This is a genomic window from Kribbella sp. NBC_00359, assembly GCF_036097425.1.
In the GTDB taxonomy this organism is placed as follows: Bacteria; Actinomycetota; Actinomycetes; order Propionibacteriales; family Kribbellaceae; genus Kribbella.
The window spans coordinates 5,139,795-5,152,281 of the sequence record NZ_CP107975.1 but is presented as its reverse complement, the minus strand read 5'-3'; the positions used below and the strand labels follow the sequence as shown (position 1 = coordinate 5,152,281).

The following is a 12,487-nucleotide window of genomic DNA, read 5'->3' as shown; positions in this document are numbered from 1 at the left end:
TCGGTTCATCTGAAGTTCACGCCATGCACAGGGGATTCGGGAGTGTCACGGATCTCCAGGGTTCGGGGGGCGACCTGGACCTGGAGGTTGGAGAGGGTGATGTTGCGGACGGCGGGGTGATGGGTGCCGGTGGGTTCGGCGTGGTGGGTGTCGATGAGGACGGCGGAGGTGGTGACGGACTCGACGACGGTGTCGTGGAGGGTGATGTGTTCGATCAGGCCGCCGCGGTCGGAGTTGGTCTTGATGCGGAGGGCGTGGTCGACGGCGGGACCGGTGATGTGGAGGTCGCGGGCGTGGATGTTGCGGACGCCGCCGGAGGTTTCGCTGCCGATGGTGAGGGCGCCGTGGCCGGTGCCGAAGCGGCAGGACTCGATGACGATGTTCTCCGACGGGCGGCCGGACCGGCGACCGTCCGCGTCGCGGCCGGACTTGATCGCGATGCAGTCGTCCCCGGTGTCGAACGAGCAGCCGCTGATGACGACGTCCGAGCAGGAGTCCGGGTTGCAGCCGTCGTTGTTCGGCCCCAGGCTGTCCACGGTGATGCCACGGATCAGCACATCCGAGCAGAACACCGGGTGCACCACCCACATCGGCGCGTTGACGATCCGCACATCCTCGATCCGGACCCGCCGGCAGCTGTACGGCTGGACGAAGCTCGGCCGGAAGCCGTGCCCTGGCGCGAAGACCCGATCCTCGACTGGGACATCATCACAGACCATCCGGAGCAGGAGGTTCCAGTCGTCGACCGGCTTGGTGTCGGCCCACCAGTTGTCCACCCCGGCCGCGCCGTCCAGGGTCCCGGTCCCGGTCACCGCGACGTTCACCTCGTCGTACGCATAGATCAATGGCGAATGGCTGAAGCACTCGATCCCCTGCCAGCGCGTCCTGACGATCGGGTACGCCGACGGATCGGTCCGGAACCGTAGTGTCGCGCCGGCCGACAGGTGAAGCTCGACGTTGCTGCGCAGCCGGATCGGTCCGGTGACGAAGACACCGTCCGGTATCACGACCCGGCCACCGGTCAGTTCGCAAGCCCGGACTGCGCGTTCGATCGCATCCGTGCAGTCGTCATCGGGCCGGGCGCCGTACGCGGTGATGCGGTGGTCGGTCATTCAGCAGATCCCGCGCGGATCCGGAGAGCGTTGGCCAGGGGTACGGCGATCACCCAGGACGGATTCCAGGTGTTGGAGTGGCCTCGGCGCTGCCAGTGGGTCTGGAAGAAGGCCTCGCCCTGTTCGCCGACGATTTGGAAGCCCCATTCCCCCGGTGTGCCGCAGATGCCTTGACCCATCGCGTTCATGATCGTCTCGGCCGCGGCGACATAGTCCGGTCGCTCGACGGCGATGCCGAAGGCAAGCAGTTCGTACGTCGGGAAGAAGGCGTCGAGGTGATGGTTCTGGACGCTGACGGTGGGCCAGCCAATCGCGTTGAAGCCGGCGGTGCGGAGTGGTGAGTCGAGGTCCAGTTCGGGAGACCAGACGTAGACCCAGGTGAGGAGCCAGTCGGCGGTCACCTCGGCCCAGCACGCGTAGAGGTCGTCGCCGGTCAGGCGGTACAACTCGTAGGCGGCGAGGAAGAAGTACATGCCCGCCTCCTTGTCCTCGCAGGCCGCGTCGAGGGTGGACCGAGCGAACGGGCGGTCGAAGGTCCGCGCGTGCTGAGCGTGATAGCGGGTCAGCCAAGTCGTTGCCTCAGACAACAGCCAGGAGTCGTCCAGGACTGCCGACGCCTTGAGGGCCGCGAGGACGCACGGGATGCCGGCCGCGGACACCGTGGTCGCGGCGGGAGTACCGTCGAGACGCCAGCCGATTGGGAAGGTGCCGTCGGGCAGTAGCGCGGTGCGGAGGAACGACCACGCGCCGGCGAGGGCGTCCGGCCAGGAGGGCGGCACCGGTTCACCGTACGAGCGGAACAGGGTGATGATCTCGGCCAGGTCCGCGATCGTTTCGCCGTACGCGCGACTGGACACCATCGCCCGTCCGCCGGAACGGAAGCTGGTCCAGCGGCGGCTGCCGACCTGGTAGGCGTTGTGCCGCAGCCCCGGAGTCCGTGTCGAGCTGCCGGCGAGATAGAACTCGACGGCCGCGCGGCAGCGGTCGATCCTGGTCCGGTCGCCGGTCTCGAAGCCGAGGCGGGCGTCGCACCAGGCGAGCTTCAGCGCCTGCCCGGTCCAGCCGTAGAGGAAGTGCCGGGGCTTGGCCGGGCCGTTGTCCGCGACGTCGCTGAACTTGGTGTAGCCGGCCACGGTCCCGACCTGGTGCCACCTGTTGTCGAGGGCAACGGACTTGCGGGTGACGATCTCGTCCAGGGTGAGCGGCCGGGCGCCGGGCTCGGTGAAGAGTGAGCGACCGGTGCGGACGAGTTCCCGGAAGGCGTGGCCGCGATCCTGCTGCGGACCCCAGTCGAGGACCAGCCGCTGGGTGTAGACCTCGCCGGGCCGCAGCGTGAGGTAGCCGTCTTCCGTCGACTCGGTCTCGGCCTTGCTGACGTAGCGCACGTCCTGCTTGCCGTCGAACATCAGTACGCCGCTCAGCGCGGCGACCACCGGCCCGTCCTGGCGGATCACGCCTAGCGAACCGTAGCGAACCTGGCCGTCTCCGGACTGGCGAGCCTCCGGGCGGGAGAAGACGCTGACCCAGCGGCGTTCGCGACCGGAGCGCCACTCGACGTTGACGCCGGGGATCGGGAGGCGGTCCTCCTCGGCGACGAAACCGCCGCCGGGCACCGGTCCGATCCGGGGTACGGCGCGGGCCGGGTCGGCGGACGGGTTGTCGTTGTAGAGCAGGCCGGGGATGGTGAGCCGGCTGTCGGTGAGGCGACCGAGGTCGAGCAGCAGACCGACGGCGAGATCGCCCAGCCGCCGTTGACCGCTGTTGCGCCAGCGGAGCTCGAGGTTGAGGCGATCCGCCGCGTCGAAGGACAACCGGATCTCGACGGCGACCGGTCCGGTCCGGCAACCGGCCCGGTGCTCGCCGGGGCGGCGGGAGATCCACCATCCGTCCGGCTGCATCGTGTTGGGCTGCCATGGCCGGCCGGACGAGCAGGTCAGCAACTCGGCGACCGGTCGCTCCAGATAGGTGGCAGGCGTGGTCAGGCCCAACTGGAGGACCACTCCGGCCGGGGTTCTGCGGAGTTCGGCGATGCGGTCGCCGGAGGTGAGGGCGGGCATCAGGTCGCCCGGCGGATCTGGATGGCCTGGTACTGGGTGCCAGGGAGGCGGACGGTGAGGGTGTCGGTGACGGTCTCCTGAGTACGGCGGACGGAGTGGTTCCAGACGTCCAGGACCTCCACCTGATAAGTGCCCGCGGGAAGCGTGAAGGTGCGGTCGGGGAAGCGGTGTTCACCGAGGTATTGCAGGTAGTAGGAGCCTGGTGCGGCGAGAGTCGGTGCGTCACGATAGTCGTCGATCGGCTCCACATCATCGGGCATCCCGTCCAAGACCTCACGGAGTAGACGGAGGCGCTGGGCGACAACCCCGTTGGGGCGGATGCCGCCGGCTGACCACGGGCCGCCGTCGGCGTCGACGTACCACTCCCCGTGGGTGACGTGGGCGCCGCGAACCGTGCCCTCCCAGATCCGCGTGAGCAGCTCTTCCGGTCTGAGGCTGGTGTCGGGCGTGGAGCCGTCGCCTTCGTAGCCGCAGGCGTCGACGAAGACCGGCTTGGCGTAGTCGCGGCGGAGGGCCGAGACACCACGCAGGTTCTCCAACGGGACGCTGAGGTAGGTGAACCAGGGCGGACCGGGGTCCACCGCTTCCGGCGCGGCGTGAACGGAGATCAGGTGGTGGCTCGAGTCGCATTCGGCGATCAGCTCGGCCAGTCGGCGCGCGTCGGGGGTCGAGTCGAGGCACCAGGTGACATTGCGGTACGCCGCCACCTGGTTGACCACGGTGCGGATCACCGACTCATCGGCGGGCAGGAGGATCTCGGCGGCGACGTCCACGGCCAGGAGGTCGCGGACCTGCCCGTCGACTCGCTCCACGTCCGCGCGGAGCCGGACCCGGTTGAACGGAGATGCGGCGATCGCGCGGCACGCATCAGTCCACCGGTCACCGGTCTGGCCCAACCAGGTGGTGGTGAGGGGATGGTACGGCGTTCCGTCAGCCCACCGCAGGATGGATCCGGAGCGGCGGATCGGGCCCCGGGTCGACGCAGGTGTGCATGTGAAGGTCTGCTGTCGATCGGCGAGGGTGTAGTCCCAGCTGCCTTCCACCTGCGGCATGAAACGGATCAGCCACTGGTCGCCGGTTCGGAAGGACTCCGCGTAGGCGGTGTCGCCGTGTTCGTGGTGGAACCGGACAGTGGCCGGGCCGTCTGCCGGTAGCTCCAGTAGGCCCCAGCGTTCGACCTCGGTCATCGGGTGCCTCGCAGAGCTAGGTAGGGACGGGACGGGAGACGGATGCGGCTCGTGTGCTCACCCTGGATCGGGGTGATGGTCATCGCCTGGGTGTCGATCAGGTCGAAGTGAAAGGGCGTGCCGCCGGGCAGTTCCAGGTCCGCGGCGGACGGCTGGCGGTCGCCGAGGTAGTGCAGGACGCAGCGGTCGGTGTCGAGCTCGCCGTCGGCCCGCCGGGGCAGCGCGGCGAACACCGAGCGGAGGAAGGCGACCCGCTCCGGGCTCTCGCCGTACAGGCGGCCGCCGACCGAGATCCACGCTCGCGTCTCGCGGTCGACGAACGACTCGCCGTGGCCGACGTACCCGCCGAGGCTCATGCCCTGCCAGAAGCGGTGGACCAGCTCGTCGGCGGTGAGGTTGCCCCAGCGGCGGCCGGCGTTGCCCTCGTAGCCGATCTCGTCGATCACCACCGGCTTCGGGCACGCCCGCCACGCGGCGACCTCGGCGCCGTCCCAGTGCTGCACGCTCTGGTGGGTGATCCACGGCTTGGTGAAGTCGTACGGCGTGAAGACCTCGTACATCTTGGTCCCGTTGTGGATCGACCGCAGCCGCTGGTACGGGTCGTACCGCTGGACCAGCTGCAGCAGCCGGTCCCAGTCCGCGATCGTCTTCTCGTGGTTGAAGTCGTACTCGTTCGACAATGACCACCAGACGTTCCGGTACGCCGCCAGCCGCGCGACCACATACCGCAGGTACGCCGCATCCCGCGCCGGCGTCATCCGGTCGAACCCCCACACCCCGCGGTCGTACGGATGGAACAGGATCAGGTCGGCCTGGATCCCCAGCGCGAGCAGATCCGCGACCCGGCCCTCGAAGTGCTGGAAGAAGGTCGGGTCGTAGCGATCGACGTCGACTTGCCCCGGCGTCGATCCCGCGTCTCCCGGCGCCGTGCCGCCGAACGGGGTCCGCTCAGGGCGCATTCCGTCCGTCGGCAGCAGACACATCCGCACCTTGTCGAAAGGGGCCGATCGCAACGATGCGAGGGTCAGCTCCTGCAGGTCCTTGGACTCGTAGGTCCAGTGGTAGCAGGTCGTCCCGACGCAGTCGTAGTGCGTGCCGTCGGCGTACGCGAAGTGGTGGGAGCCGCGCACCCCGACCGGACCGTGGTTGTCCGGGCCGGGCGGGGTGCACAGGAACGAGCCGCGGTGGCTGTCGAGCTCGGTCGCGGAGCTCGACGTGACGTACGACCACTCCCCCTCGCGGTCCGGCGAGAACCGGGCGCGGTAGACCCCGTCGCCGTCGTAGAAGCCGTCGACCACCACGACCCGGTTCCGGTACTGGTAGGCGACGCGGAGCTCCACGTCGGCGAACGGGTTGCCGTCCGCGGGTCCGGACAGGGTGAGCTCGTGCAGTCCCCACCGCTCGACAGTCATGGAAGTCGGTCTCCTGCCTCGATCCACTCCGGCGCCAGGATCACGTGCTTGATGGTCTTGCGCAGGTAGGAGTACGCGACGTGCAGCCGGCCGTCGCGGGTCTGCAACAGCGTCGGATACGAGTACCCGAACTCGTTGTCGCGATACTCCTCGTCCTGCACCTGCAGGTTCCGCCAGTGCGGCCAGGTGGCACCGTCGTCCTCGGACAGCGCGAGTGTGAGCGGTGTCCGCAGCGTCTTCCGCCGTACGCCGCCCTTCCCGTCGGGCACCCAGCGGAACTGGTCCCGCTCGGCGGACGAGTCGTTGAACACGAGCGCGAGCCGGCCGTCGGTCAGCCGCAGCACCTGGATCGCGGAGTTGTTGTTGGGCAACGCGGTCCGCTCCGGCGCGGTCCAGGTGCGGCCGTTGTCCTTGGAGACCGACCGGTGGATCCGGTCGGCGGCACGGCTGCGGAAGTACCCGAGCAGCTCACCGGGGGCGGTTTCGATCGCGCTCAGCTGGACCTGACCGATCGCATCCGGCAGGTCGATCCGTGTCCAGGTCGCGCCCTGGTCGGAGCTCAGCTGGATCACCGTGGTCTCGGCGGATCTGTCACAGTCGTACGCCGGGAGCAGCCAATCACCGTTGCTCAACACAACGATCGGGTTCCGGACGAAGCTGCCGGCCCGCTCGAACATCACCGTGCCGGGGTCCCAGGTGATGCCGCCGTCGTGCGAGACACGGCGGAGTACCCGCGAGGTGGACTGGTCGTGGGGCTCGTTCGAGGTGTGCAACAGCCAGACCTCACCTGAAGGAGCCACGAACAGGACGGGGTTCTGCTCGGATCGATCCGGGTCAGCGGACAGCTGTTCCGGTGGCAGCCACGTGTCCGCGCCGGCGGGGAGCCGGGACAGCACGATGTTCGTGTCCGGCTCCCCCTCCCCCGGTCCGTTGAACCACGCACACAGCAGATCGCCGGCCTGCGTCTCGACCAGGGTGGCCGCATGGCTGTCGCCCGGGTGGATCGTCGGCAGGAGGGCCGCACCCTCGCGGATGCGGCCGTCGAAGCGGGGATCGATCACCATGTGAGTCCTGCGGCGGCCTGGGCCTTGATGTAGTTGGGGATGTCCTGCTGCTCGGCGACCAGCAGCGACGAGTCGACGTCCATGCCGTCCTTGAGCACGTGCTGCCGGAAGACCTTGTAGAGCGGGATGTCCCAGTACTCGGTGTTCTGGTAGTTCTTGACCACCGCGTTCTCGCCCCAGTACACCGCGGACGTGTCGATCGCCTCGAGCTGCGGGATCGCGGTACCGAACGCGTTCACCACCGCGTCGGTCTGCAGCACCGCCTTCACGCCGTACGACGAGATCCGGGTCTGCATCTCCTCCGAGACCAGGTACTTGACGACGTCGAGCGCCTGATCCTTGTGCTGGGACTGCGGCGGGATGAACGCGGCCCGGGTGTCAGGCTGGTAGATCGCCTTCGACCCGCGGGACAGCACCGGCATCGAGGTGACCCCGATCTTGACGCTCTTGGCCCACTCGGCGTACTGCGCCGCGTCGTCGTCCTCGACGTACAGCGGGCTGAGCGCGTACGCGTTCAGCTTCGACAGGTTGTTGACCGCCATCGCCAGATGGCCGGGGAAGCTCATGTCGCCCTTGAAGAAGTCGTCCACGGTGGTGAAGTTGTTCCGCGGGATCATCAGGAACCGGTACAGGTTGTTCGCGATCTTCTTCCAGTCCGCGCTGGTCAGGTTGACCTTGACGTCCTCGGGCGCCGGCTGCTCGCTGGAGCCGGGGACGAACGGATAGAGCCCGAGCTGGTTCATCGCGAGATAGTTGTCCGGGTGCTGCATGTAGCCCTTGTAGTGGTCGATCCCGTCCTGCCGGGTCAGCTTCTGGGCCAGCTTGTAGATGTCGTCGTACGTCGACCCGACCGAGGGGTATCGGACCCCGAACTTGTCGAAGATCAGCTTGTTGTAGAACAGCAGGCTCTCGTCGATGAACAGCGGGACGCCGTACAGCCCGCCGTCGGAGCGCGACTTCACCTGCTCGACCGAGGCGACGTTCAGCGCGGTCAGGTCGATGCCGGCCTGTTGTACCAGCGCGGTCACGTCCTGGACCCAGCCGAGCGGCTCGAGGTCGCGGTCGATCCGCAGCCGCGGGTCCTCGATGATCAGGTCCGGGACCCGGCCGGCCTTGGCGATGTCCTCGTAGCGGATCGGGAAGTCCCACGTGGCGTACTTGAGCTTCACGGTCGGAAACTTGGCCCGGATCGCGTCGCCGAAGACGGTGTCGAAGTACCGGGTCGACTCCCGGCCCGCGTCGTCACCACCGAGCTCGAACGGCTTGAAGTTGGCGGCGAAGACGAACAGCTCGTCGTCGTCGACCGAGAACGGCTTGTTGTACCGGTTCGGGATCTCGACCGTGCCGGCTGCGGATCGCACGCCGCCGCGCGGCACGGCGGAGGTAGAGCTGGTGGTCGACGCGGCCGCCGTGCCGGCGGGGAGGACACCGCCAAGGGCGGCGAGGCCGCCGAGCAGTGCGCTGTTGCGCACGAAGCCACGGCGGGACAGGCCGGGAGCCGCGGAGTCCGGGTGCTTGCCGTGGGCGTTCCGATCTTCAGACATGGTTGGCCTTTCTAGGGGCGGTGGTGGCCGTGAGGACACCCTTCAGGTCCAGCTGGTCGGCGAGATGGCACGCGACGCTGCGGCCGCCGATCTCGCGCAGCTGCGGGACGTCGGTCTTGCACCGGGCTTCGGCGTACCCGCACCGTGGATGGAACGGGCAGCCGGCCGGCACCTTCGAGGGATCCGCGATCTCGCCGCGGAGCATGATCCGGGACCGCTTGCCACGGGACGCGGGATCGGGATCCGGTACGGCGCTCAGCAGCGCCTCGGTGTAGGGATGCAGGGGCTTGGTGTAGAGCTCCTCGGTGGAAGCACTCTCGACGAGCTTGCCGACGTACATCACGGCGACGTCGTCGGCGACGTGCTCGACGATGCCGAGGTCGTGGGACACGAACAGATAGGTCAGCCCGGACTCCTCCTGCAGATCCTTCAGTAGGTTGAGGATCTGGGCCCGGACCGATACGTCGAGCGCGCTGACCGCCTCGTCCGCGACAACCAGCCGCGGGTCGGTCGCCAGAGCGCGAGCGATCACCACCCGCTGCCGCTCACCGCCGCTGAAGGCATGCGGATAACGGTTCGCGTACTCCGCCCGCAGTCCGACGCGACGCAGCAACGCGGCGACCATGTCGTCGATCTCGTCGCGCGAACCGCCCTGGTGCACCCGCAATGGCTCGGCGACGGTGTCGCGCAGGGTCTTGCGTGGGTCGAGCGAGGAGTGCGGGTCCTGGAAGATCAGCCGGACCTGCGCGCGGTACGGCTTCAGCTCCCGCTCGGAGAGCGGGGCGAGATCGACACCGTCGAACATGATGCTGCCCGATGTCGGCTCGTACGCCCGCACGATGCAGCGGCCGAGCGTCGTCTTCCCGCACCCGGACTCCCCCACCAATCCGAGCGTCCGGCCGGCGCGGATGGACAGGTCGACCCCGTCGACCGCCTTCACCACACCGCGGCTCCGCCCGAAGAACCCACCGTGCAACGGGAAGTGCATGGTCAGGCCTTTGGTCATGAGTAGGTTCATCGCTCCTCCTCGCCGTACAGCAGGCAGGCGACGTCGATGTCGTCGGTCCGGACCCGGACCGGCACGGTCTCGTCGCACTTCCCGGCCATGAACGCGTCACACCGTGGATGGAACCGGCACCCCGACGGCCGCTCGTACGGCGGCGGCACAGTCCCCCGGACCGCCGCCAGCCGGCGCTGACCGAGTTGCCCGAGCCGGGGTACCGAGCGCACCAGCGCTTGCGTGTAGGGATGCTTGGGACGACTCAGCACCGAGGCGGCCGGACCGTGCTCGACCACCTCGCCGAGGTACATCACCGCGACCTCGTCGGCGACCTGCGCGGCGACGCCCAGGTCGTGCGTGATCAGCATGATCGCCATGCCGAACTCCTGCTGGAGATCCTGCAGCAGGTCGAGGATCTGCGCCTGCGTCGTCACGTCCAGCGCCGTCGTCGGCTCGTCCGCGATCAGCAACCGCGGCTGGCAGGACAGGGCCATCGCGATCATCGCGCGCTGCCGCATACCGCCACTGAGCTCGAACGGGTACGAGTCCACCCGGCGCTGCGGGTCCGGGATGCCGACCCGGCCGAGCAGCTCGATCGCACGCTCACGGGCCACTGCCTTGCCGACCTGCTCGTGCAGCCGGATCGCCTCGACGATCTGGTCGCCGATGGTGTGCACCAGACTGAGCGACGCCATCGGCTCCTGGAACACCATCGCGATGTCGGCCCACCGCACCTGCCGTAACCGCTTGTCCTTCGCGGCCACCAGGTCCAGCGGGTCGCTTCCGGGCTCATCGCCGTACAGGAGGACCTGGCCGCCGACGATCCGGGCCGGGCGCTCGACCAGGCGCAGGATCGAGCGCGCGGTGACACTCTTGCCGCAGCCGGACTCCCCGACCACCGCCAGCGTGCGGCCCCGGCTCACGGTCAGGTCGACGCCGTCGACAGCCTTCACGACACCGTCGTCGAGCTCGAAGTGAGTCCTCAGGTCGCGGACTTCCAGCAAAGGCGTAGCCATCGGAGTCCTCCTACTTGTAGGGATCCGCGGCGTCGCGGAGACCGTCGCCGACGAAGTTCATGGCGAGTACGACGACCACGACCGCAAGGCCCGGGGTGAGCAGCCAGGGCGCGGTGGCGACGGCCCGGATGTTCTGCGCGCCTTCGAGCAGGACACCCCAGCTCACCGCCGGCGGCTGCAGACCGAGGCCCAGGAACGACAGGCTGGTCTCGCCGAGGATCATCCGGGGCACCGCCATCGACACCGACGCGATGATGTGGCTGGCGAACGACGGCACCATGTGGCCGAAGATGATCCCGCGCCGGCTGACACCGTCCAGCCGCGCGGCCATCACGAAGTCCTCCTCGCGCAGGCTGAGGAACCGGCCGCGGACGTCCCGGGCCAGTCCGGTCCAGCCGATCAGCGAGAGGATCACCGTGATCGCGAAGTACCGGGTCAGTGGTCCCCAGCCGCCGGGCAAGGCCGCCGACAACGCCATCCACAGCGGCAGGGTCGGGATCGACATGATGAACTCGATGACCCGCTGGATCGCGTTGTCGACCCAGCCGCCGTAGTACCCGGAGATGCCGCCGATCAGCATGCCGAGCAGGAAGCTGGCGAACACGCCGACCAGGCCGATCGACAGCGAGACCCGGGCGCCGAGGATCAGCCGGGACAGCAGGTCGCGACCGGACTGATCGGCTCCGAGCAGGAAGAACGGGTCACCCGCGTTCACCGGCCCGATCAGGTGGATGTCGGACGGGATCAGTCCGAGGACCTTGTACCTGTCGCCGTGGACGAACAGCCCGACGTCGATGATCTTCGACCTGTCGACGGTGAAGGTCTGCTCGAAGGTCTCGTTGTTCCGGGTCGAGGAGAAGCCGTAGACGAACAGGCCGTGCTCGGTCGACAACTGGATCGTCTGCGGCGGCGCGTACGGCAGGGAGGTGTGAGCGGTGTCGCTGCCGGACGGTGCGAAGAAGCCCGCGAAGAGCGCGACGAAGTAGATCGGGACCAGCACGATCAACCCGATCAGGGCCAGTTTGTGGCGGCGGAACTGGCGCCACATCAACCGCCACTGGGTCTGCGGGACGGTCTGCTGCGCTGTCTGCTGGAGCATCCTGAGCACCTATCCCTTCTGGAACCGGGTGCGGATCCGCGGATCCCACCAGGCCAGCGCGAGGTCGCTGAGCATCGTGCCGATCACCGTCAGCGTGCTGAGGATCAGGACGAAGCTGCCGACCAGGTACATGTCCTGGCTCTTCACCGCGCCGAGCAGCAGCGGGCCGCTGGTCGGCAGGCTCATCACCACCGACACGATCGTCTCGCCGCTGATCAGGCCGGGCAGCAGCCAACCGACCGTGCTGAAGAACGGGCTGAGCGACATCCGGACCGGATACTTCAGCAGGAGCTTCCACTCCGGCAGACCCTTCGCCCGTGCGGTCGCGACGTACGGCTTGTGCAACTCGTCGAGGAGGTTGGCCCGGGTGATCCGGATCAGGCCTGCGGTGCCGGCCACGCCGACCACGACGATCGGGATCCACAGGTGTGAGATCAGGTCCAGGAGCTTGCCGAGGTTCCACGCGGCGTCGGCGTACTGCGGGGAGAACAGTCCGCCGACACTCTGGCCGAAGTACCGGAAGCCGACGTACATCATCACCAGCGCGAGCATGAACTCCGGCACGGCCATCCCGATGAAGCCGAGGAACGACGCGAGGTAGTCACCGGGCGAGTACTGCCGAAGGGCGCTGTAGATACCGATCGGGAAGGCGATCGCCCAGACGAACAACAGACTGGCGATCGACAGCACCATCGAGAGCAGCACCCGGCTGCCGATCAGGCTGGCCACCGACTGGTTCCAGGCGAAGGACTGACCGAGGTCGCCGTGCAGCACCACCCCGGAGACCCAGGTCAGGTACTGCACCATGAACGGCTTGTCCAGCCCGTAGTGCCGCTTCAGCTCGGCGATCTGCGAGTCCGGGATGTCCTGTCCGCGGGCCTCGGCGTTCGCGATCACCGTGGAGGTGTAGTCGCCCGGCGGCAGCTTGATCACGACGAAGGTGACGAACGAGATCGCCGCCAGCGTCAGGACCATCCAGAGCAGCCGCCGGGTCAC

10 protein-coding genes are annotated in these 12,487 nt (G+C 68.2%); all 10 read right to left on the bottom strand.

Annotation, left to right across the window (positions count from 1 at the left end; all coding sequences use genetic code 11):
- Positions 1–5: 5 nt before the first annotated feature.
- From OG876_RS25340 to OG876_RS25295, 10 genes are read right to left on the bottom strand one after another with little or no spacing between them, the layout of a single operon-like run.
- A complete protein-coding gene (locus OG876_RS25340) occupies positions 6–1,112 on the bottom strand; it encodes a glycoside hydrolase family 28 protein (RefSeq protein ID WP_328519125.1) in 1,107 nt (368 codons plus the stop codon).
- Positions 1,109–3,169, bottom strand: a complete 2,061-nt coding sequence (locus tag OG876_RS25335) for a hypothetical protein (RefSeq protein WP_328519124.1) — start codon at positions 3,167–3,169, stop codon at positions 1,109–1,111. Before OG876_RS25335 ends, OG876_RS25340 begins: the two co-directional genes overlap by 4 nt.
- Positions 3,169–4,356 (bottom strand): DUF5605 domain-containing protein, encoded by a 1,188-nt coding sequence (locus OG876_RS25330; protein WP_328519123.1) that lies wholly within the window; start codon positions 4,354–4,356, stop codon positions 3,169–3,171. The genes OG876_RS25335 and OG876_RS25330 overlap by 1 nt, the downstream gene beginning before the upstream one ends.
- Positions 4,353–5,768, bottom strand: coding sequence for a DUF5060 domain-containing protein (locus OG876_RS25325; protein ID WP_328519122.1), 1,416 nt, complete (start codon positions 5,766–5,768; stop codon positions 4,353–4,355). The genes OG876_RS25330 and OG876_RS25325 overlap by 4 nt, the downstream gene beginning before the upstream one ends.
- Positions 5,765–6,832, bottom strand: coding sequence for a sialidase family protein (locus tag OG876_RS25320; RefSeq protein ID WP_328519121.1), 1,068 nt, complete (start codon positions 6,830–6,832; stop codon positions 5,765–5,767). Before OG876_RS25320 ends, OG876_RS25325 begins: the two co-directional genes overlap by 4 nt.
- Complete coding sequence (locus OG876_RS25315; RefSeq protein ID WP_328519120.1) at positions 6,826–8,376, bottom strand: ABC transporter substrate-binding protein; 1,551 nt, start codon at positions 8,374–8,376, stop codon at positions 6,826–6,828. The genes OG876_RS25320 and OG876_RS25315 overlap by 7 nt, the downstream gene beginning before the upstream one ends.
- The gene (locus OG876_RS25310; RefSeq protein ID WP_328519119.1) at positions 8,369–9,394 is read right to left on the bottom strand and encodes an ABC transporter ATP-binding protein; all 1,026 of its coding nucleotides are present in this window, start codon (positions 9,392–9,394) and stop codon (positions 8,369–8,371) included. Before OG876_RS25310 ends, OG876_RS25315 begins: the two co-directional genes overlap by 8 nt.
- Positions 9,391–10,392 carry an ABC transporter ATP-binding protein gene (locus tag OG876_RS25305; protein ID WP_328519118.1) on the bottom strand — a complete coding sequence of 334 codons (1,002 nt, stop codon included), beginning with the start codon at positions 10,390–10,392 and terminating at the stop codon, positions 9,391–9,393. The genes OG876_RS25310 and OG876_RS25305 overlap by 4 nt, the downstream gene beginning before the upstream one ends.
- Positions 10,393–10,402: 10 nt before the next feature.
- Complete coding sequence (locus OG876_RS25300) at positions 10,403–11,491, bottom strand: ABC transporter permease (RefSeq protein ID WP_328519117.1); 1,089 nt, start codon at positions 11,489–11,491, stop codon at positions 10,403–10,405.
- Positions 11,492–11,500: 9 nt separating this feature from the next.
- Entirely contained in the window at positions 11,501–12,487 is a 987-nt protein-coding gene (locus tag OG876_RS25295) for an ABC transporter permease (protein WP_328519116.1), read from the bottom strand.